The organism is Klebsiella sp. PK01, from assembly GCF_057624675.1.
Genome location: NZ_JBYEZM010000010.1, coordinates 14,641 through 35,865 on the forward strand (window position 1 = coordinate 14,641; position 21,225 = coordinate 35,865).

Genomic DNA, 21,225 nt, shown 5'->3' on the forward strand with positions numbered 1-21,225 from the left:
GGCTCCCGGACGGGAGCTTTTTTTTATGGGAGTAGAACGATGAAACGCACTTTAATTGCCGTGGCTGCCCTATTAGCCAGCGGCGCGGCGTGGGCGGATGACTGCAGCAACGCCAACACGCAAACCGAAATGAACCAGTGCGCCGCCGCACAATATCAGGCGGCCGATAAAAAGCTGAATGAGACCTGGGAGCAGGCGCTGAAACGCGCCTCCGGCAAACAGCTTGAATTGCTGAAAAAAGCCCAGCAGGCTTGGATTTCCCTGCGTGACGCCGACTGCGCGTTTCTCGCTTCCGGCGCGGAAGGCGGCAGTATGCAACCGATGCTGATAAGCCAGTGCATGACCGATAAGAGCGTCGAGCGCGAAGCCTTCCTCGCCTCGCTGCTTCAGTGCGAAGACGGCGACCAAAACTGCCCGCTGCCGCCAGCTAATTAACGTACGCGGATCCCTTCGATAATCATCCGCTGCACGTTATCCACGGTTTGCTGGAAAAACTGCTCATCCTGCAGCGTTGCGCCGGTTACCGCCTCCACCTGAGTGGCGAAATCGGCGTAATGCTGCGTCGTCGCCCAGATCATAAAGATAAGGTGCTGCGGATCGACCGCCGCCAGCTTGCCGCTATCAATCCATGACGAGATTATCGCCGACTTTTCATCTATCAACGCCTTCAGATCGCCGGTCAGTTCGCCCATGAGCAGCGGCGCCCCCTGTAGCATCTCCAGACAGAACAGTCTGGAGGCCTGAGGATGATCGCGCGATACTTCAAGCTTGAGGCGAATATACTCGCGGATCGCCACCAGCGGGCTGATATCTTCGCGAAATGCCCGCAGCGGCGCCAGCCAGATGGCGAGGATCCGCTGCAGCACGGCAACGTACAGCGCCTCTTTTGACGGGTAGTAATAGAGTAAATTGGTTTTCGATACCCCGGCCAGTTCAGCGACCTGCTCCAGCCGCGTACCGTGAATGCCGAACTGCGAGAAGGTCTCCAGCGCAGCGGCCAGAATGGCCTCTTTTTTGGCGCTCACCGCCTGTGAACGCTTGCCGGTTTTTTTCACGGCGCCCTGTGCCATACGTCTTCTCCTTCAGTAGTCATCTTCAGCATAGCAAAAGCCCCTCGCCGACACGACCCTGCGCACTCCGATCGCGCATGACTGCCGTTTTTTCGTGCACTGATTTTGACCATTCGGTCCACATTTTCATCATCAAATCCGGCAACCATTACACAACACATTAATAACAAAACCTTTTTTAAAACTGGCATTACCTTTGCTTTATTTCCACTGCGAGGTGGTTCGGGGAGAGGCAGGATGCCGCACCGCGCGATTTCATCTTCCATGACGACAGAGAGGTAGTTATGAAAATCGGTGTTTTCGTTCCCATTGGTAATAACGGCTGGTTAATTTCCACGCATGCGCCGCAGTATATGCCGTCCTTCGAACTGAATAAGGCGATTGTGCAGAAGGCCGAGCGCTACCATTTCGACTTCGCGCTCTCCATGATCAAACTGCGCGGCTTTGGAGGAAAAACGGAATTCTGGGATCATAACCTGGAATCGTTCACCCTGATGGCCGGTCTGGCGGCGGTGACGTCGAAGATAGAGATTTATGCCACCGCCGCGACGCTGACGCTCCCTCCGGCCATCGTCGCCCGCATGGCGTCCACTATCGACTCTATCTCCGGCGGACGTTTTGGCGTGAATCTGGTGACCGGCTGGCAAAAACCGGAATATGACCAGATGGGGATCTGGCCCGGCGATGAATACTTCGCCAGTCGCTATGACTACCTGACTGAATACGTTACGGTTCTGCGCGACCTGTGGGGCACCGGGCGCAGCGATTTTAAAGGTGATTACTTCACCATGAACGACTGCCGGGTCAGCCCGCGGCCCTCGCAGCCGATGAAGGTTATCTGCGCCGGGCAAAGCGACGCCGGCATGGCGTTCTCCGCCCAACACGCCGACTACAACTTTTGCTTTGGCAAAGGGGTTAATACCCCCGCCGCCTTCGCGCCCACCGCCGCACGGATGATGCAGGCGGCGGAAAAAACCGGCCGCGACGTTGGCTCCTACGTGCTGTTTATGGTGATCGCCGACGAAACTGACGAAGCGGCCCGCGCTAAATGGGAACACTACAAGGCCGGCGCGGATGAAGAGGCGCTGGCTTGGCTAACCGAACAGAGCCAGAAAGATACCCGCTCCGGCAGCGATACCAACGTCCGCCAGATGGCCGACCCCACCTCCGCGGTCAACATCAATATGGGCACCCTCGTCGGCTCTTATGCCAACGTCGCCCGTATGCTCGATGAGGTGGCGGCGGTCCCCGGTACCGACGGCGTACTGCTGACCTTCGATGATTTCCTGCAGGGCATTGACGCCTTCGGCGAACGTATTCAGCCGCTGATGCGCTGCCGTGACCATATTGCTCCCATTACCCGCGAGGTGGCCTGATGATTACCCTTCCCGCTCGCCCGGAATCGCTGACCTTCGCGCCCCAGCACAGCGCGCTGATCGTGGTCGATATGCAAAACGCCTATGCAAGCCAGGGCGGATATCTGGATCTCGCCGGTTTTGACGTCTCCGCCACCCGGCCGGTTATCGATAATATTAATCTCGCGGTGGCCGCCGCCCGCGCCGCCGGCATGTTAATTATCTGGTTCCAGAATGGCTGGGACGAACAGTATGTGGAAGCCGGCGGCCCTGGCTCGCCGAATTACCATAAATCCAACGCGCTGAAGACCATGCGCCAACGCCCGGAACTGCAGGGCAAGCTGCTGGCAAAAGGCGGTTGGGATTATCAACTGGTTGACGAATTGCGCCCCCGCGAGGGCGATATCATCCTGCCGAAACCCCGTTACAGCGGCTTTTTCAATACCCCGCTCGACAGCATTTTACGCAGCCGCGGTATTCGCCACCTGGTGTTCACCGGCATCGCCACCAACGTCTGCGTCGAATCGACGCTGCGCGATGGCTTCTTCCTCGAATACTTCGGCGTGGTGCTGGAGGATGCCACCCATCAAGCAGGTCCCGCCTTCGCCCAACAGGCGGCGTTGTTCAACATTGAAACCTTTTTCGGCTGGGTCAGCGATGTCGGCAGCTTCTGTCGCGCCATAGAACCCGCCGCCCCGCTCGCTTTTTGCGAGGAGAAACGCTATGCCTAAACAGGTGATTATTCCCCCCGGCACCGCTACGCCGATTGCCCCCTTTGTTCCTGGGACGCTCGCCGACGGGGTGGTGTATGTCTCCGGCACTCTGCCGTTTGATAAGCAAAACGATGTGCTCTACCCCGGCGACCCAAAGGCGCAAACCCGTCACGTGCTGGAGACCATCAAATGCGTTATCGAAACGGCGGGGGGCAGTATGGCGGATGTGACCTTCAACAGTATCTTTATTACCGACTGGCAAAATTACGCCGCGATTAACGAGGTCTACGCCGAGTTTTTCCCCGGTGATAAACCGGCGCGTTTCTGTATTCAGTGCGGGCTGGTGAAACCCGATGCGCTGGTGGAAATTGCCAGCGTCGCCCATATCGGTACTCCAACATGATGAGGCTCAATATTGCCCCGCCGCCGTGGCCCGGCGCGCCGGTGGTGGTGCTGAGCGCCGGGCTTGGCGGCGCTGGCGCGTACTGGCTGGCGCAGCGGGCGGCGCTGGAAAAGCATTATCAACTGGTGCTCTATGACCATAACGGTACCGGGGAGAATCGCGGCCCGTTGGCGGAAAATTACAGTATGGCGACGATGGCGCAGGAGCTTTTCCTCGCCCTGCAGGCGGCAGGCATCATGCGCTTCGCGCTGGTGGGCCACGCGCTGGGGGCGCTGATTGGCCTGCAGCTGGCGCTCGACTATCCACGCGCGGTCAGCACCCTGGTGCTGGTCAACGGCTGGCTGACGCTGTCGCCGCATACCCGCCGCTGCTTTCAGGTCCGCGAACGCCTGCTGCATGCCGGCGGCGTTCAGGCGTGGGTCGAGGCTCAACCGCTGTTTCTCTATCCGGCAGAGTGGATGGCGGCCCGCCTGCCGCGTCTCGAAGCGGAAGACGCGTTGGCCATTAGCCATTTCCAGGGCAAGGAGAATCTATTGAAACGGCTGCAGGCCCTGAAACAGGCGGATTTTTCGCGCCGCGCGGCGGCTATCGCCTGCCCGACGCTCATCATCAGCGCCGCCGACGACCTGCTGGTCCCCGCCTCCTGCTCGCGAATGCTGCAGGCGGCGATACCCGGTAGCCGACTCGTGGAAATGGCCTGGGGCGGCCATGCCTGCAACGTTACCGACAGCGACACTTTTAACCCTATTTTACGCGACGGCCTGACGACCCTGCTGCCGGTCGCCGAGGAGAATATATGAGCGAAGCATTAAGCCAAAAGGCTTGCGAAACCCTATTCACCCGTGCCCGGACCTACAATGGCTGGCGGGATCACGCGGTTAGTGACCAGCAACTGCGGGCAATTTACGACCTGATGAAAATGGGGCCGACCTCGGCCAACTGTTCACCGGCGCGAATCGTTTTTGTGCGCAGCGCCGAGGGCAAAGCGAAACTCCGCCCAACGCTCTCCAGCGGCAATGTGGAAAAAACCATGCAGGCGCCAGTCACCGCCATCGTGGCCTGGGATAGCGCGTTTTACGACCGCCTGCCCGCGCTGTTTCCCCACGGCGACGCCCGGAGCTGGTTTACTTCCAGCCCGCAGCTGGCTGAGGAAACCGCCTTTCGCAACAGCTCGCTGCAGGCGGCGTATCTGATTTTCGCCTGCCGCTCGCTGGGCCTCGACACCGGCCCGATGTCGGGGTTCGAGCGCGAGAAAGTCGATGCGGCGTTTTTCGCCGACAGCGGCTGGAAAAGCAATCTGCTGGTGAATATTGGCTATGGCGACCCCGGCAAACTGTACGACCGACTGCCGCGCCTGACCTTTGATGAAGCCTGCCTGCTGGCATAAGGAGACGATAATGAACCTAGCTGATCGACACAGTTTTCGCGACGCCATGGCCCACGTCGGCGCGGCGGTGAACATTATCACCACCGAAGGACCTGCCGGGCGCGCCGGTTTTACCGCCAGCGCGGTCTGCAGCGTAACGGATACCCCGCCGACGCTGCTGGTGTGCCTCAACCGTTCGGCCTCGGTCTGGCCGATATTCAGCGAGCATCAGACCCTTTGCGTCAATACCCTCGCGGCAGGGCAGGAGGAATTATCGACTATCTTTGGCGGTAAAACCCCGATGGCGGAACGTTTCGCCGCCGCCGTCTGGCAAACCGGCGCGACCGGCTGCCCGCGGCTGAAAGAGGCGCTGGTCAGTTTCGACTGCCGCATCGACCAGCGGCTGCAGGTCGGCACCCATGACATTCTGTTTTGCCAGGTCGTGGCTATCAGCCGCCAGCCGGAACCGCGCGGTCTGATGTGGTTTGACCGCGGCTACCACACGCTTATGCGACCCGTTTGTTAACCTCTCACCCGGGATATCATCATGGCACTCTTCAGTTTTCCTCGCTGGCAGTTAACCTCCCCCGCCGCGGATGCCGGCGTTGTCGCCCCGGATGAACGTTTATCCGCCGCACAAACGCTGATCATGGGCGTGCAGCACGCCGTGGCGATGTTTGGCGCGACCGTATTAATGCCTTTATTGATGGGGCTTGATCCAAACCTGGCTATCCTGATGTCGGGAGTGGGCACTCTGCTGTTCTTCGTCGTCACCGGCGGTCGGGTACCGAGCTATCTTGGATCCAGAGCCGCCTTCGTCGGCGTGGTCATCACCGTTACCGGCTTTACCGGTCAGGGGTTGAATCCTCATCTCAGCGTCGCCCTCGGCGGCATCATCGCCTGCGGGCTGCTCTATACCCTGATTGGGCTGGTGGTGATGAAAATCGGCACCGGCTGGATAGAGCGTCTGATGCCGCCCGCGGTAACCGGCGCGGTGGTGATGGCGATCGGTCTTAACCTGGCGCCGATTGCCGTGCACAGCGTTTCCGCCAACGCCTTCGACAGCTGGATGGCGATGCTGACGGTGCTTTGTATCGGCGCCGTCGCGGTATTTACCCGAGGACTGCTGCAGCGTCTGCTGATCCTGGTGGGGCTCATTATCGCCTGTGCGCTCTATGCGCTGCTGGCCAATGGATTCGGTCTTGGCAAACCGCTGGATTTTGCCCCTGTCGCTCAGGCGGCATGGTTTGGGGTTCCGCACTTTACTTCGCCCACCTTTGACAGCCAGGCGATGCTGCTGATAGCGCCAGTGGCCATCATTCTGGTGGCGGAAAACCTGGGGCATTTGAAGGCCGTCGCGGGAATGACCGGACGCAATCTGGATCCCTGGATGGGGCGCGCGTTTGTCGGCGACGGGCTAGCGACCCTGCTTTCCGGCGCCTGCGGCGGTAGCGGCGTCACCACCTATGCGGAGAACATCGGCGTTATGGCGGTGACCAAAGTCTATTCAACGCTGGTGTTTGTCGCCGCGGCGCTGATCGCCATCCTGCTCGGTTTTTTACCCAAGTTCGGCGCCCTGATTCATACGATTCCAGGCCCGGTCATTGGCGGCGCGTCAATCGTGGTTTTTGGTTTGATTGCGGTCACCGGGGCGAGGATATGGGTGCAGAATCGGGTCGATCTCAGCCAGAATGCGAATTTAATCATGGTGGCGGTGACTTTGGTTCTGGGCGCAGGCGATTTTACCTTGTCGCTGGGTGGCTTCCGCCTGGGTGGGATTGGGACGGCGACTTTCGGCGCTATTGCGCTGCATGCGTTGCTTAACCGCCGCCAGCATCAGGAAAAGGTGGCGAAAGCCACTACGGTATAACGAGGGATGGGTTCGCCCCGGCGGCGCGGCTGCCGGGGCGAAAATTAGGGCTCGTGCCGATCCGCAAGCTCTGGTGCTTCCTCCGCCGCGATCTGCGACCGTGATTTTTTCTTCCACTTCAGCTCGCTGACCAGTACCCCGGCGAGAATAAACAGACAGCCCACCAGCGCCAGCAGCGGCAAACGCTCGCCGGCGATACGACCAAACACGCCCGCCCAAACCGGCTCGCCGGTGTAAATCAGCGTCGCCCGCGTTGGCGATACGCTACGCTGCGCCCAGTTCATGGTGACCTGAATGATGGCGCTGAAAATCCCCAACCCCAGCGCGACGGCCAGCAGTTCCGGGCGCATCGGCGGGATAGACTCCCCTGCCGGGCCCATCGCGGCAAAAGCCACCAGCGAAGCGGTCGCCAGCTGTACCACCGTCACCCGGCGCACATCGACCTGACGCGCCCACGCGCTGATTAAAATGATTTCGGCAGCGATAGCCACGGCGCTTGCCAGGGTAATCATTTCGCCAATTCCCAACGCCAGCAGATTATTTTCCGGCCCCGCCAGCAGGATCAGCCCGATAAACGCCAGCACGATGCCCACGCAGGACATGACGCCGGGCATGCGCCCCAGACACAGCCACTGCAACAGCGGTACCAGCGGTACATACATGGCGGTAATAAACGCCGATTTACTGCTGGAGATGGACTGTAAGCCCCAGGTTTGCAGGCTGTAACCGAGCGCAATCGCCACGCCGATCGCGACACCGGCCTTAACCTCAAGCCAGGTCAGGCCGCGTAGCGTACGCAGCGACAGTAGCGCCACCGCCAGCGCGGCGGTGGCGAAGCGCAGGCCGACGAAGAAAAACGGCCCGCTAAAGCTCACGGCGTATTGTACGGCAAGAAAGGTTCCGCCCCAGAACATGGTGATCACAATCAGGATCAGTTCCTGCGGCGTTATTGAGAGTTTGAGCGAAGACATGCGGCGACCAATAGCAAAAAATAGCTAACCAGTTTCGCAGGCGCTTCAGGCCGAAAGCAACACCCATTGACAAAAAAACCGCCGACATACGTCGGCGGCGAGGGTGATGCGGCAGGGTCGGGGGAGATTAACACCGCATCATTAAAGACAGTCCCGGCTAGCTATTGCGATTACCGTGACTATTTTTACCCCCTTTTTTGCCAGCTTCCGAGGCGCGTTGAGGATCGTTTTTAAAGTTCCCCCCGCTGTGCTGGCCACCTTTACGACCTGCTTCTGATGCTCTGGCACGATCTTCGGCAAAGTTGCCGGAACCGCCACGATGGTTTGCCATTACTGACCTCCATTGGATTTGACATCATATTGCATTAGGTGAGTTCAGGGCCTAAGCCCCCGCGGCATATGGCATGGCCATTATGCATCGCGTGCTTATAAGCGTAGTAAATGAAACTCATTTCCTGGGCAAATAGTCACATTCCGCAACATTTAATCGTCAAAACCAGACGCCAGCCGCGAGCGCAACCGCTAAACATTTCTTCTCTCAGCTGAAATCAGCCCTGCGCAAAATGTATCTATTTGCTACGAGATACGTTGCAAATTAATCTTTGCCATTTTGTTATAAATCAAACAAATGTTTGTTGGATTTGCACTCTGCGCCACAGGCCTTATCTTTATAGATAGCCAGTCGTTTGGCTGGACAATTACGCAACCGAGGAGTGATGCAAATGGCTAAAATTCTGGTGCTTTATTATTCCATGTATGGACACATCGAAACCATGGCCCATGCCGTTGCCGAAGGGGCAAATAAAGTTGACGGCGTTGAGGTGGTTGTGAAGCGCGTGCCGGAAACTATGCAGGCTGAAGCGTTTGCCAAAGCAGGCGGGAAAACACAAAATGCGCCCGTCGCCACACCGCAGGAACTGGCGGAGTATGATGCCATCATCTTTGGTACCCCTACCCGTTTCGGCAATATGTCGGGACAAATGCGCACCTTCCTGGATCAGACCGGCGGTCTGTGGGCTTCCGGCGCGCTGTATGGCAAAGTCGCCAGCGTCTTTAGTTCAACCGGTACCGGCGGCGGCCAGGAGCAGACAATTACCTCAACCTGGACTACCCTTGCCCATCATGGGATGATCATTGTGCCGATTGGCTACGGCGCGCAGGAGCTGTTTGATGTCTCCCAGGTGCGCGGCGGCACGCCATATGGCGCAACCACCATCGCAGGCGGCGACGGCTCCCGTCAACCAAGCCAGGAAGAGCTGGCTATCGCTCGCTATCAGGGTGAACACGTCGCCAATGTGGCTGTGAAATTACACGGCTAACCTTTAACAGGAGGAGTTGCATGCCGAACCAAGAAGCGAAGGCCCACCACGTGGGCGAATGGGCAAGCTTACGTAATACCTCTTTGGAAATCGCCGAAGCCATTTTCGAACTCGCGAATTACGATGAAAAGCTGGCGGAGAAAATTTGGGAAGAAGGCAGCGATGAGGTGCTGTCGCGAGCTTTCGCCAAAACCGACAAAGACAGCCTCTTCTGGGGCGAGCAGACCATTGAACGTAAAAACGTCTGATAGCTCAATTACGCGGGCATTGCGCCCGCGCTAATTCTTCACCCGGATTGCTCCGGGTTTTTTGTTTTATTTTGCCGCCTCGTTCATGACCTTTTTGAACGTTTCCAGCGGGCAGAATCCCTGATCATCTACCGGACAACCGTTAAGCGCCAGCGTGACCCGCTGCGGCGGGGATTGCAGGCTCAAGGCATCCGCGTTGCGCAGCTGTTCAGTGCTTTGATAGACATACTCAATCTTCATTAAATCGCGATTGCTGCCGCTATCGTGCCAGCGCTGGAACAGCAACTTGCCGCCGATGGGCGTGCGCTCATACTGACCAGGTAACTGATAAGGTTTAAAGTCCAACGCCGTCAGCAGCGAAGCGATGTTGGAATCATGCCCGACCAGCAGCGTTACTTTCGCCTTACCGGCGCCATCGCCCACCAGCGCATTATCGATATATTTGACCAGCGGCTTAGCGACGTTGCGCGCCACTTCCGCGGAAGTAAACAGGCTGTCCTGATAGCCATTTTTCAGCTTCGACAACACCTGCCACTGCTTATCGCTGGCAATTTCACCCCACGCCACCTGATCTTTCGGAAAACCTTCGTAGTATTGCAGGGTGAAGGCGTCGACCAACGAGTTGCCGACCTTCAGCGGCCCGGAGACGCCCGGCTCCTGCTGATATTTGGCGCTAAAGGTATCTTTACCGTCGCTAAGCGAGCAGACATGCTTTTCTTTACAGGATGGCGAATTGCGATAGTCGGTCATCTCTTCCAGCAGCTTGTAGCTCTCAGCGAGCTGCATCCCCTGACGCTCTTTCTCCATCGCCTGCACCGCTTTTTGCGCGAATTCGGCTGAATCATCGGTAATGACCGGATTGAAAGTAGGATCCATGGTTCCCATCTGCGGCTGATGATGCACAGGCACCCCGCAGCCCGGGAAAGCGCCGGTGATAAAGAACTGCGCGGTTGCAACGGTGCGCTGCAGGCTATTGGCGTAGGCGTAAACCGCATTTTCCGGCGGGCACTCGCCGCTGGTCACCAGCTTCTGCTGCGCCAGCCATTCACGCATATAGTGACCCATGTAGACTTCCAGCACGCCGCCTTTGGTGGTCAACTGACCGCCTGGTACATCCCACTGCGGCCAGGATTTCGGCGTCGACTGCTCAAGTACGCTGCCATTATTGGCCAGCGGCGCGCGCAGGTTATGGCGGCTCATGATCAGCACCTGTTGCAGCTGATAGCCCTCTGGCGCAACGGCGTCCTGCGCCTGCACGCCGGCGGATAACAATACAGCCCCGGCCACCGCGGCAGCGAGTAGACTTTTTTTCATCCCTTCATCCTCAGTCATTTATTATCATCGCCATCATTGTGACGGATTTATGACATTTTTGCGGGCAATGGCTCACAAACTGAGGCGTCGGTCGCTTTTTTAACACTTCAGAGATGGCCGGGAGCGGCGGATTCAGGACCGTAGATACTGTTATCGGTTTACAACTTTTTAGCTTGAGAAAAGCGTTTATCTCGTGTCGCTCCAGAGTATATCGCGCTCCCGGTTAATTTTTCTGCCATATGTTTTCCGCGGCGCAGGGAGCGCACAGAGGGCGGCTAATCGCTGCCAGGGTTTTTTCCCGGAGGCGGCGCGTTGCGCCTTCTCCGGGCTACCAAATCGCCCAGCGCTGTAGCCCCGGTAAGCGGCAGCGCCACCGGGGGTTTTGAGATCACCAGCACCAGTAGTGTCAGCCAGCGTGGTGAAGAAATTAACGACAGGCCGCACGGACCGTAGATCGGGTAAAGCGTTAGCCGCACCCGACAAAAAACGGCACCGCCGGTCGCCCGGATAAAGCGCAAGCCATAACCCGGGAGTACCTCAGTTGGTATGAACTTAACCGCTACCGAAGGCATAAAACAGAGTCAGGATGAGTGTCGCAGAGGGAGTGGCGAAAGCGGCTACCTATTCCGGTAATGGCACCGCCGCCAGCGTACAAATCGCTTCATGTTCGCCGCCCCGGCGATCGACCATAACCACTTTATCCCCGGCTTTTTTACCTTCGCAGGGTTTTAACACCTGCTCGACAATTCGTTCGCGAACCTGTTGGCTTTCCGACTGCGCCCAACTGGCAAAAGCCGTCAGCATAAGCGCCGAAGCAAGCAGGCCGGCGAGACTTTTTTTAAACATGCATTACTCTCAGAAAATTCTCATTCAACGATTAGCGTAACAGCCGCAGCCCCGTTCGTCTGTAAATTGACTTAACGGAGTGTTACATCCAACGCCAGGACGCCCACAGAGCGTCATAAACCCATTAACACCATCAATACTTTAACATAACGAGCCATGCCGGATGCCTTTGGCACTTTTAGGTCATCTTTCGGAAACATCCCGATGATATCGTCTTCGTGAGGCGTTATTTTTTCTTCTGTTTAAACAACTCATTAGGTTAATTTATGTCGGGTTTTGTGCTCTTTATCGTGGCGATTGCTCTGCTGGGAGTCGCCGTCTACAGTCTGGTGTCCTATATCAAAGAACGCCGCGCCGCTCAGTTGCCAACCGATAAAAAAAAGAAATAATTTCACTTTGCCAATCTTTACACCCGGGCTGCGTATTAACAGGGACAGGAGCCGATCTCACGGTCGGCTTCTTCCCGTAAATACAATAAAATTCAGCTCAATACCCCATATGTTGATATGCCTTATTGACGGCTAAAACAGTCAATGACACACCGGCGCCAAAAGCAATAATGGGTATTTATCCACTCTGGGCAATCCTGTATACCACAGTGTTTTAGGCGCAGTAACGGACTTAACCTCCAGATAGACTGGGATCTTTTCTTCTACATCAGCAATGCCGGACATCGGCTGGTAAAGATATACCGGCTTTTCGCCTGATACTCTGACATAGTGATTAGTGAACGAAAACGCACAGGCGCTTTCCATACTTTTTGAATCACTGTCTTCTTCATGCATATCGACAGTAATGACGATTCGGTTAATGACGTTGTCATCGGGCGCAGCGATCCATTTACCCACAATGCCGTATTCAGGACACTCGGTAAGGTATTCCACTTCACAGGCGTTGGCGTTAGGGATGTTCAGATGCTCCAGTACCCTCCTCAATGCATCCACACAGAAGTTATCTCCCCACGTACCCAGACGATAAATTCAGTTCCGCGGTAATGTATAGCGATCAGAAGGGTGGATAAATTTTTTGGTAAAAATTCGGTAGAACTGACTTACCGGCTCAGTATGAATCCCCCTCAGCGTATCCGTGTACCAGAGTTCGCCCTCACAGTCCCAACCCTTCAGCTCCAGATAACGGTGGTCATCGAAACGATAATAACCTGCGTCGGCGGTTGTTGCGCCTGACATCCAACGACCATAAGCATGGCCGCCAGAACGGTCCCTGATGTGTATGTCTGCTTCATAAATATTCCCTAAATATCGAGAGCTGACCGTTGGTTTCCTATACCCAGTTCCCTGTCACTTTTGGGTTTCGGCATCTCCCACTGCAGGTTTGCCACTTTCTGATTACCGGCAGCCAGATCGCGGGATGGCCTCACCCTGGTCGCATTGTTAAATTCGTTTAACACTCCAAACTTGCCCGTGGGTAAAACTTCATTCGGTTTGTTCATAAAGAATTTGGTTACAGCTGCAGGCAATTTACCGGAACGATAATATTCAATTGCCTGTTGGTTCAAACTCAAAGGATCGCGCCAGTCTGCACGATGCAGTAGATCTTCCCAGAATTTACCTACTTTATAGTCAAATACACGTCTTACTGAGCGTCTCTTCGCCTATAAAAGAATACACATCGGCAGCCATATTTTTGCTTCGAGGAAAGTAAAGCAAATAACGGTTTAACGTATCCTGTAATTGAATTATTTTCGTTTGTTCTGTCACAACCAAATATCCTTTTGATAAAACAGGGTCACTCAAAAATAATACGCCCGGCAACACAAAATTAAAATATAAGTTTATTATTCCATAATATATAATATTACCAGCCCATTACATTCACAGCGGAAATAAAAAACATTCATTTAAAGTCGACAAAAAAACAAAAGATGGGGTAAAGCAGATATTCAAGTCATTAAAAAGGGCTCCATGATAAACATGGAGCCCTTATTCGACATCAGGCTTGCCTGCCTTGTTGTCATAGTAACGGCGAATTACGACTCCCAGGCCTGCTCCGCTTTCGTCGCGTCAAACTGCGGCGGCGGTTTACGGAAACGGCGGGTCAGGTAGGTCAGATAAAGCAATCCCAGCGCGGCCCACACCAGACCCAACGTCAGCGAGGTCGCCTCAAGGTTCAACCACAGCACCCCCACGGTCAGCGCGCCAACCATCGGCAACAGCAGATAGTGGAAGCGGTCTTTCCAGGTTTTGTTATACCCCTTGCGCCGCCAGAAGTGGTTGTATACCGAGAGATTAACGAAGGTAAAAGCCACCAGCGCGCCGAAGTTGATAAGCGCCGTCGCGGTCACCAGGTCGAAGAACAGCGCCGACAGCGCGACGATGCCCACCATAATCACGTTCAGCGCCGGGGTACGCCATTTCGGATGCACATAGCCGAAAATGCGCTCCGGGAAGACGTTATCGCGGCCCATCACGTACAGCAAGCGCGACACGCTGGCGTGCGACGCCAGGCCCGATGCCAGGGTATTAACAAAAGTGGTGCACAGGAAAATCGACTGGAACAGCTTGCCGCCGACGTACAGCGCAATTTCCGGCAGCGCGGCGTCCGGATCTTTAAAACGATGGATATCCGGGAAGAACAACTGCATAAAGAACGAGGCGACGATAAAAATAATGCCGCCGTACATCGCGGTAAGGAAGATGGCCTTCGGGATCACCCGCGCGGCATTCGGGGTTTCTTCTGAAAGCGTGGTAACGGCGTCAAAGCCGAGGAACGAGAAGCAGACAATCGTCGCGCCGGTAATAATCGGGATCAAATGCGCATTCTCGCTGATAAACGGCTGCAGCGACCAGACGGTACCAACGCCCTCGCCTTTATGCAGCCCTTGTACCACCAGAATCACAAACACCACCATGATGGAGATCTGCACCAGCACGAACAAGGTATTGAAGTTGGCCACCAGGTTGACGCTTTTCAGATTCGCCGCGGTCAGAATGGCGACAAAGGTCACCACCCACACCCACGGCGGCACTTCCGGAAACAGCGCGGAGAGGTAGATCTTCGCCAGCAGGACGTTAATCATCGGCAGGAACAGATAGTCCAGCAGTGAGGACCAGCCGACCATAAAACCGATATGCGGGCTAATTGATTTTTGCGCATAGGTGTAGGCCGAACCCGCTTCCGGGAACTGGCGCACCAGCTTGCCGTAGCTGATGGCGGTGAATAGCACCCCAGCCAGCGCCAGCAGATAAGAGGCTGGAACGTGGCCATTACTGATGCCGGAAACGATGCCGAAGGTATCAAACACCGTCATGGGGGTCAGATAAGCCAGCCCCATCATCACCACTTGCCACAGTTTGAGCGATTTACGCAGACGCGGTTTTCCCGCCTGAGCGGCGTTTTCTGCAGGAAGATTAGCAGCCATGACGCATTCCCCCCATGCCGACGACAGTTTGCGGGCACAAAGACCGGGTAACAAACCTGCTTAGCAAGGGGGTAAGACGTAAATAAAAGGGTAAGACGGACCGATGAACGGCGGTAAGTTGGCATCCAATGCGGCCAAAGAGGCCCCCTTCTCCCTGCGGATATTTGAACATCTGCATCATCTCATTTCCTCGTCACACACTGTGTCGTTAACTGAAGCCCCGTTGCCGCCTGCGCTCCTTAACGCGACATCCGGGAAATGGCTGGGCTCCCAGCAAAAAGGACGACCAGGCTCCGCTCAGGCCGTATGATGCTACTGATTAAACTAATGCGCCCCTTACGGGGCGAACATCAGGCGTTTTTCAACATCCACTCAATTTCGGTTTCTGTGATAAGACGCTCAAACTGCAGTAACTCATCATTCTTACAGGCGTGGTAAACGTGGCAGAAACGCTCGCCAAGACGCTCCCGCAGATGATCGTTTTGCATAAACTCCCACAGCGCGTCGCTCTGGCGGATCGGGAACGGCAAGCCTTCTTGTTCCAGACCGTTACCTTCCACCTCTTCCTGCAGCGGCAGCGGATTATCCAGGCCGTGCAGGATGCCGGCGAAAATCGCCGCCATCACCAGATACGGGTTGGCGTCCGCCCCGGCTACGCGGTATTCAACGCGGTGGTTATGTCGATCGCCGCACGGGATACGCAGCGCTACCGTACGGTTGTTATGCCCCCATGACGCCTGCGTCGGCACATACATGCCCGCCTGGAAGCGACGATACGAGTTCACGTTCGGCGCCAGCAGCGCCATCGACGCCGGCATCAGGTCAATCATCCCGGCCAGCACGCGTTTCAGCAGGGCTGAATCCTCGCCGTCCGCATCCGCCAGCACGTTTTCACCCTTATTGTTTTGCATGCTGATATGGATATGCATCCCGCTACCCGCATGCTCTTCATAAGGTTTCGCCATAAAAGTGGCGTGCATCTTATGCTTCTCCGCCATTAAACGCACGAGACGTTTTAATGCCAGCGCATCATCGCACGCATCCAGCACGTTATCGGTGTGGTGGAGGTTGATTTCGAATTGCCCCGGAGAGGCTTCGGCCACCGCGCCATCCGCCGGGATCAGCTGTAACTGGGCCAGTTCATCAATATCATTCAGTACATCGGCAAAATGGTTGAGGTTATCAACGGAATAGACCTGGCTTTGGGTATTGCGGTCGTCGGTGCCGGGCGCGCACGGCGGCTGCAGGTAGCCTTCGGCATCGCGTTTGCGATCGAGTAAATAGAACTCCAGCTCTACCGCTACCACGGGGAACAATCCGCGCTGGCGGAGCTGCTGCCAGAGGCGGTTGAGTACGTTCCGCGGCTCAACGTCAAAGGGAGCGCCATCTTCATCAACCATGGTCAACAAGACCTGGCCGATGTATTCCGGATCGGCGGCCGAAGGGGTCAACGTACCTAATACCGGGACGCAGCTGCGGTCCGGTTCGCCCATATCCTGGCCAAGCCCGGCCTCTTCCACCACGTTGCCGAGAATATCCATCGCGAAAACGGACGCCGGGAAGTAGCAGCCTTTCTCGAGCTTGCTGAGGCTGGCGACCGGAATGCGTTTGCCGCGGAAGCAGCCGTTAAGGTCTGTGAGGAGTACATCGACGTACTGAGTGTTGGGGTAGGTTTCGAGGTAGCGCTTCACTTCTTTAGCGAACGCGCTTACCCGTCTCTCTTCCGTCTGCTGAACAAAATTCTCAACTTCTACGATATTGGTTTCCATGATTCACCGCCGTTGTTTTAGTTTTCGGACCCTGACTGAAAACGTCAAATATAATGTCCACCCTTCGAATGTGTATGCAAACAAAATGTTTGTCAAATGTTAAATTAAGTTTGCAAACGGCTATTTCCACTGCTAGATTGAGAAAATATTGAACGATATGGCCGTTTATCAGCCACTGGCGGTCATAATTTAGTCCACTTTGTGAGGGCGATCATGGAAAATATAATGTACAAGCCAGTTATTGGCGTCGTGATGTGTAGAAACAGGCTTAAGGGTCACCAGACCCAGACTCTGCAAGAAAAGTACCTGAATGCCATTGTTAACGCTGGCGGACTGCCGATTGCCCTGCCGCACGCGCTGGCCGAGCCGGAACTGCTGGATGCGTTAGTCGATAAACTGGACGGGATCTACCTGCCAGGCAGCCCCAGCAACGTGCAGCCGCACCTTTATGGTGAAAACGGCGATGAGCCTGACGCCGACCCCGGGCGTGATCTTCTGAGCATGGCGCTAATTAACGCCGCGCTCGCAAGGCGCATCCCCATTTTCGCCATCTGCCGAGGGCTGCAGGAACTGGTTGTCGCCACTGGCGGGACTCTGTATCGTCGTCTGTTTGAACAGCCGGAACTGCTGGAGCATCGCGAAGATCCTGAACTACCGGTGGAGCAGCAGTATGCGCCGTCCCACCAGGTGGAGGTGCAGGAAGGAGGTTTACTTTCTCAGTTAATACCGGGCTGCAACACGTTTTGGGTAAACTCGCTACACGGCCAGGGCGCAAAAACGCTGGGTTCGCGTCTGCGCGTGGAGGCCCGTTCACCGGATGGGCTGGTTGAGGCGGTCAGCGTCAACGACCACCCTTTCGCGCTGGGCGTACAATGGCATCCTGAATGGAACAGTAGCGAATACGCCCTGTCGCGTATGTTGTTTGATGGTTTTATCACCGCCTGTCAGAGCCATGTCGCCGAAAAGCGGCGGCTCTGACCACTACAGTTAAGGAAATGCAAATATGAGCGATGACGGACTGGCGCCAGGGAAACGTCTGTCAGAGATCCGCCAACAGCTGGGTCTTTCACAGCGTCGTGCCGCCGAACTGTCTGGGTTAACACATAGTGCCATCAGCACCATAGAGCAGGACAAAGTCAGTCCTGCCATCAGTACGCTGCAAAAGCTGCTGAAAGTATATGGGCTGTCGCTCTCGGAATTCTTTTCTGAACCCGAAAAGCCGGATGAACCGCAGGTCGTCATTAATCAGGACGACCTTATCGAAATGGGGAGTCAGGGCGTTTCAATGAAACTGGTTCATAACGGAAATCCGAACCGTACGCTGGCGATGATTTTTGAAACTTACCAGCCTGGGACCACAACCGGGGAGAGAATAAAGCATCAGGGTGAGGAGATAGGCACCATACTGGAAGGTGAAATCGTGCTGACGATTAACGGTCAGTCGTACCACCTGGTGGCTGGACAGAGCTATGCCATTAATACCGGCATCCCTCATAGCTTCAGCAACACCTCGGCAGGTATCTGCCGCATTATCAGTGCCCACACCCCCACCACATTCTAATTTCTTAGCCTGAGCAGGTTTCAGGCTTTCTTCAGGCCTGCCGCGGCGGATGTAATATTTCCGCCGCGGCGAAGAACTCGCAGTAATAATACCTGCGCAGCGCGGAAATCTTATTTCCTGCTGGCCCAAAGATAATTAACGCCAGTGAATGGCGAAGAGACGGTTTTCTACCCCGGGGACGCCCTGCGCCCTGAGCCCCTGAAAACGCCGAACCCTATATTTTGCCGATGATGTTTTTAAGGAGTCATGATGAATTTTCAGCACCTGGCTTACTGGCAGGAAAAAGCGAAAAACCTGGCCATTGAAACGCGCTTATTTATTAACGGCGAATATTGCGCCGCGGCCGATAATACCACCTTCGAGACTATCGACCCTGCCGCACAGCAGACATTAGCGCAGGTCGCCCGCGGTAAAAAAGCCGACGTCGAACGGGCAGTGAAAGCCGCGCGCCAGGCCTTTGATAACGGCGACTGGTCGCAGGCCTCCCCGGCCCGGCGTAAAGCGGTTCTCACGAAATTTGCCGACCTGATGGAAACCCATCGTGAAGAGCTGGCGCTGCTGGAAACGCTCGATACCGGCAAACCGATCCGCCACAGCCTGCGCGACGATATTCCCGGCGCCGCCCGCGCCATTCGCTGGTACGCCGAAGCGCTGGATAAAGTCTATGGCGAAGTGGCGCCCACCGGCGGCAACGAGCTGGCAATGATCGTTCGTGAACCGATTGGCGTGGTGGCCGCGGTGGTGCCGTGGAACTTCCCGCTGCTGCTGGCCTGCTGGAAACTCGGCCCGGCGCTGGCGGCAGGCAATAGCGTAATCCTCAAACCCTCGGAAAAATCGCCGCTCACCGCCCTGCGTCTGGCAGGGCTTGCAAAAGAAGCCGGACTTCCGGACGGGGTGTTAAACGTGGTCAGCGGCTTTGGCCACGAGGCCGGGCAGGCGCTGGCGCTGCATCCTGACGTTGAAGTCATCACCTTCACCGGATCCACCCGTACCGGCAAACAGCTGCTGAAAGATGCCGGCGACAGCAACATGAAGCGCGTGTGGCTGGAAGCCGGCGGCAAGAGCGCCAATATCGTCTTCGCCGACTGTCCGGATCTGCAAAAAGCGGTCAACGCCACCGCCGGCGGTATCTTCTATAACCAGGGGCAGGTCTGCATCGCCGGCACCCGCCTGCTGCTGGAAGAGAGCATCGCCGACGAGTTCCTGGCATTACTGAAAGCCCAGGCGCAAAACTGGCAGCCGGGCAATCCGCTCGATCCCGATACCACCATGGGGATGTTAATTGATAACGCCCATGCCGACAGCGTGCACAGCTTTATCCGCGGCGGTGAGGCCAAAAGCACGCTATTCCTCGACGGGCGGAAAAATCCGTGGCCAGCCGCCGTCGGCCCAACCATTTTCGTCGATGTCGACCCGTCCTCAACCCTCAGCCGCGAAGAGATCTTCGGCCCGGTGCTGGTGGTCACGCGCTTCAAAAGCGAAGAACAGGCGCTGCAGCTGGCCAACGACAGCGACTACGGTCTCGGCGCCGCGGTGTGGACCCGCGATCTGTCGCGCGCCCACCGCATGAGTCGCCGCCTGAAGGCCGGCTCAGTCTTCGTCAACAACTACAACGATGGTGATATGACCGTCCCGTTCGGCGGCTATAAGCAGAGCGGCAACGGGCGCGATAAATCGCTGCACGCGCTGGAAAAATTCACCGAACTGAAAACCATCTGGATTGCTCTGGAGTCTTGATCATGACTGAACATACCACTAGCTACTACGCCGCCAGCGCCAACAAGTATGAACCGTTCCCAACGCTGGAGGAATCAATCAACTGTGACGTCTGCGTCGTCGGAGGCGGTTACACCGGCCTCTCCTCGGCCCTGCATCTGGCCGAAATGGGCTACGACGTGGTGGTGCTGGAAGGCGCGCGTATCGGCTTCGGCGCCAGCGGCCGCAACGGCGGACAGCTGGTTAACTCTTATAGCCGCGATATCGACGTTATTGAGAAGAACTACGGCCCGGATGCGGCCAAAATGCTCGGCAGCATGATGTTCGAAGGCGGCGATATTATTCGCGAACGCATTCAGCGCTACCAGATCCAGTGCGATTACCGCCCAGGCGGCCTGTTTGTGGCCATGAACCATAAGCAAATGGAAACGCTGGAAGAGCAAAAAGCCAACTGGGAGCGCTACGGCAATACCCAACTGGAACTGCTCGACAGCCATGCCATTCGTCGCGAAGTAGACAGCGACCGCTACGTCGGCGCCCTGCTCGACCACAGCGGCGGCCATATTCACCCGCTGAACCTCGCCATCGGCGAAGCGGACGCCATTCGTCTTAACGGCGGCCGGGTGTATGAGCAGTCGCCGGTGACCCGAATTCAGCACACCAGCCCGGCGGTGGTCAGTACCGCGCGCGGCCAGGTAACCGCGCGCTACGTGATCGTCGCCGGTAACGCCTATCTCGGCGACAAGCTTGAACCGGAGCTGGCAAAACGCAGCATGCCGTGCGGCACTCAGGTCGTGACGACCGCTCCGCTGTCGGAAGACTTAGCCCGCTCGCTGATCCCGAAAAACTACTGCGTGGAAGATTGTAACTACCTGCTGGACTACTACCGTCTTACCGGCGACAACCGCCTGCTGTACGGCGGCGGCGTGGTCTACGGCGCCCGTGACCCGGACGACGTAGAGCGGCTGATTATGCCGAAGCTGCTGAAAACCTTCCCGCAGCTGCAGGGGGTGAAAATTGACTACCGCTGGACCGGCAACTTCCTGCTGACCCTGTCGCGTATGCCGCAGTTCGGCCGTCTGGATAACAATATTTACTACATGCAGGGCTACAGCGGTCACGGCGTGACCTGTACCCATCTGGCCGGACGCTTGATTTCAGAACTGCTGCGCGGCGATGCCGAGCGCTTCGATGCCTTCGCCAAACTGCCGCACTACCCGTTCCCGGGCGGGCGCAGCCTGCGAATTCCTTTTACCGCCATGGGCGCCGCCTACTACAGCCTGCGCGATCGCCTTGGGGTCTGATTTGCCGTTCGGTTCCGTGAT

The 21,225-nt window shown here is 56.5% G+C and carries 23 protein-coding genes and 1 pseudogene; 15 read left to right on the plus strand and 9 right to left on the minus strand.

Annotated features, from left to right (window positions below; translation table 11 throughout):
• Positions 1-39 precede the first annotated feature (39 nt).
• A complete protein-coding gene (locus AC22LX_RS22785) occupies positions 40-435 on the plus strand; it encodes a lysozyme inhibitor LprI family protein (protein ID WP_045396958.1) in 396 nt (131 codons plus the stop codon).
• On the opposite strand, the gene rutR is transcribed toward AC22LX_RS22785, so the two are convergent.
• Complete coding sequence (gene rutR / locus AC22LX_RS22790; protein WP_045396960.1) at positions 432-1,070, minus strand: HTH-type transcriptional regulator RutR; 639 nt, start codon at positions 1,068-1,070, stop codon at positions 432-434. The two genes, AC22LX_RS22785 and rutR, sit on opposite strands and share 4 nt — an antisense overlap.
• Positions 1,071-1,354: 284 nt before the next feature.
• On the opposite strand from rutR, the gene rutA reads away from it, so the two are divergent.
• The 7 genes from rutA to rutG are packed head-to-tail and all read left to right on the plus strand — an operon-like array spanning position 1,355 to position 6,777.
• Complete coding sequence (gene rutA, locus AC22LX_RS22795; protein WP_045396962.1) at positions 1,355-2,446, plus strand: pyrimidine utilization protein A; 1,092 nt, start codon at positions 1,355-1,357, stop codon at positions 2,444-2,446.
• Positions 2,446-3,156, plus strand: a complete 711-nt coding sequence (rutB, locus tag AC22LX_RS22800; protein WP_045396964.1) for a pyrimidine utilization protein B — start codon at positions 2,446-2,448, stop codon at positions 3,154-3,156. Before rutA ends, rutB begins: the two co-directional genes overlap by 1 nt.
• A complete protein-coding gene (gene rutC / locus AC22LX_RS22805; RefSeq protein ID WP_045396967.1) occupies positions 3,149-3,541 on the plus strand; it encodes a pyrimidine utilization protein C in 393 nt (130 codons plus the stop codon). The genes rutB and rutC overlap by 8 nt, the downstream gene beginning before the upstream one ends.
• On the plus strand, positions 3,538-4,341 hold the full coding sequence (gene rutD, locus AC22LX_RS22810; RefSeq protein ID WP_487334229.1) for a pyrimidine utilization protein D: 804 nt from the start codon (positions 3,538-3,540) through the stop codon (positions 4,339-4,341). Before rutC ends, rutD begins: the two co-directional genes overlap by 4 nt.
• Positions 4,338-4,928 carry a malonic semialdehyde reductase gene (locus AC22LX_RS22815; protein WP_045396972.1) on the plus strand — a complete coding sequence of 197 codons (591 nt, stop codon included), beginning with the start codon at positions 4,338-4,340 and terminating at the stop codon, positions 4,926-4,928. Before rutD ends, AC22LX_RS22815 begins: the two co-directional genes overlap by 4 nt.
• Before the next feature lie 10 nt (positions 4,929-4,938).
• The gene (gene rutF / locus AC22LX_RS22820) at positions 4,939-5,433 is read left to right on the plus strand and encodes an NADH-dependent FMN reductase RutF (protein ID WP_045396975.1); all 495 of its coding nucleotides are present in this window, start codon (positions 4,939-4,941) and stop codon (positions 5,431-5,433) included.
• 21 nt (positions 5,434-5,454) lie between these two features.
• On the plus strand, positions 5,455-6,777 hold the full coding sequence (gene rutG, locus AC22LX_RS22825) for a pyrimidine utilization transport protein G (RefSeq protein WP_487334230.1): 1,323 nt from the start codon (positions 5,455-5,457) through the stop codon (positions 6,775-6,777).
• A gap of 44 nt (positions 6,778-6,821) precedes the next feature.
• On the opposite strand, the gene AC22LX_RS22830 is transcribed toward rutG, so the two are convergent.
• Together AC22LX_RS22830 and AC22LX_RS22835 are read right to left on the minus strand one after the other, a co-directional pair.
• Positions 6,822-7,748: a DMT family transporter gene (locus AC22LX_RS22830; RefSeq protein ID WP_045396980.1), complete on the minus strand. Its 927-nt coding sequence runs from the start codon at positions 7,746-7,748 to the stop codon at positions 6,822-6,824.
• 157 nt (positions 7,749-7,905) lie between these two features.
• Positions 7,906-8,079, minus strand: coding sequence for a con-10 family general stress protein (locus AC22LX_RS22835; RefSeq protein ID WP_015367250.1), 174 nt, complete (start codon positions 8,077-8,079; stop codon positions 7,906-7,908).
• Positions 8,080-8,470: 391 nt separating this feature from the next.
• Between AC22LX_RS22835 and wrbA the strand changes: the two genes are divergently transcribed.
• Positions 8,471-9,067, plus strand: a complete 597-nt coding sequence (wrbA, locus tag AC22LX_RS22840) for an NAD(P)H:quinone oxidoreductase (protein WP_015367251.1) — start codon at positions 8,471-8,473, stop codon at positions 9,065-9,067.
• 20 nt (positions 9,068-9,087) lie between these two features.
• Positions 9,088-9,315, plus strand: coding sequence for a YccJ family protein (locus tag AC22LX_RS22845; protein ID WP_015367252.1), 228 nt, complete (start codon positions 9,088-9,090; stop codon positions 9,313-9,315).
• A gap of 66 nt (positions 9,316-9,381) precedes the next feature.
• On the opposite strand, the gene agp is transcribed toward AC22LX_RS22845, so the two are convergent.
• Together agp and AC22LX_RS22855 are read right to left on the minus strand one after the other, a co-directional pair.
• A complete protein-coding gene (gene agp / locus AC22LX_RS22850) occupies positions 9,382-10,629 on the minus strand; it encodes a bifunctional glucose-1-phosphatase/inositol phosphatase (protein ID WP_045396982.1) in 1,248 nt (415 codons plus the stop codon).
• Positions 10,630-11,250: 621 nt separating this feature from the next.
• Positions 11,251-11,475, minus strand: a complete 225-nt coding sequence (locus AC22LX_RS22855; RefSeq protein ID WP_045396984.1) for a hypothetical protein — start codon at positions 11,473-11,475, stop codon at positions 11,251-11,253.
• A 266-nt stretch (positions 11,476-11,741) separates the two neighbouring features.
• Here AC22LX_RS22855 and AC22LX_RS22860 point away from each other — a divergent pair, with 266 nt between their 5' ends.
• The gene (locus AC22LX_RS22860) at positions 11,742-11,864 is read left to right on the plus strand and encodes a small membrane protein (RefSeq protein ID WP_072251592.1); all 123 of its coding nucleotides are present in this window, start codon (positions 11,742-11,744) and stop codon (positions 11,862-11,864) included.
• A gap of 141 nt (positions 11,865-12,005) precedes the next feature.
• Here the strand turns inward: AC22LX_RS22860 and AC22LX_RS22865 are convergent, their stop codons facing one another.
• The 4 genes and pseudogenes from AC22LX_RS22865 to AC22LX_RS22880 all read right to left on the minus strand — a co-directional run bounded on the left by AC22LX_RS22865 (position 12,006) and on the right by AC22LX_RS22880 (position 16,623).
• Positions 12,006-12,419, minus strand: coding sequence for a hypothetical protein (locus tag AC22LX_RS22865; RefSeq protein ID WP_045396988.1), 414 nt, complete (start codon positions 12,417-12,419; stop codon positions 12,006-12,008).
• Between the two features lie 54 nt (positions 12,420-12,473).
• Positions 12,474-12,718 (minus strand): annotated as a pseudogene (locus AC22LX_RS22870) (T6SS immunity protein Tli3 family protein); the annotation flags it as partial.
• A gap of 744 nt (positions 12,719-13,462) precedes the next feature.
• Positions 13,463-14,854: an APC family permease gene (locus tag AC22LX_RS22875; protein WP_015367261.1), complete on the minus strand. Its 1,392-nt coding sequence runs from the start codon at positions 14,852-14,854 to the stop codon at positions 13,463-13,465.
• Between the two features lie 350 nt (positions 14,855-15,204).
• The gene (locus AC22LX_RS22880; protein ID WP_045396993.1) at positions 15,205-16,623 is read right to left on the minus strand and encodes a glutamine synthetase family protein; all 1,419 of its coding nucleotides are present in this window, start codon (positions 16,621-16,623) and stop codon (positions 15,205-15,207) included.
• A 225-nt stretch (positions 16,624-16,848) separates the two neighbouring features.
• Between AC22LX_RS22880 and puuD the strand changes: the two genes are divergently transcribed.
• The 4 genes from puuD to AC22LX_RS22900 all read left to right on the plus strand — a co-directional run bounded on the left by puuD (position 16,849) and on the right by AC22LX_RS22900 (position 21,204).
• Positions 16,849-17,601 carry a gamma-glutamyl-gamma-aminobutyrate hydrolase gene (gene puuD, locus AC22LX_RS22885; protein ID WP_487334231.1) on the plus strand — a complete coding sequence of 251 codons (753 nt, stop codon included), beginning with the start codon at positions 16,849-16,851 and terminating at the stop codon, positions 17,599-17,601.
• A gap of 25 nt (positions 17,602-17,626) precedes the next feature.
• On the plus strand, positions 17,627-18,184 hold the full coding sequence (gene puuR, locus AC22LX_RS22890) for an HTH-type transcriptional regulator PuuR (RefSeq protein WP_002898590.1): 558 nt from the start codon (positions 17,627-17,629) through the stop codon (positions 18,182-18,184).
• Between the two features lie 249 nt (positions 18,185-18,433).
• Positions 18,434-19,921, plus strand: a complete 1,488-nt coding sequence (gene puuC, locus AC22LX_RS22895; RefSeq protein ID WP_047050558.1) for an aldehyde dehydrogenase PuuC — start codon at positions 18,434-18,436, stop codon at positions 19,919-19,921.
• 2 nt (positions 19,922-19,923) lie between these two features.
• Positions 19,924-21,204, plus strand: a complete 1,281-nt coding sequence (locus AC22LX_RS22900) for an NAD(P)/FAD-dependent oxidoreductase (RefSeq protein WP_045397003.1) — start codon at positions 19,924-19,926, stop codon at positions 21,202-21,204.
• Positions 21,205-21,225: the final 21 nt, after the last annotated feature.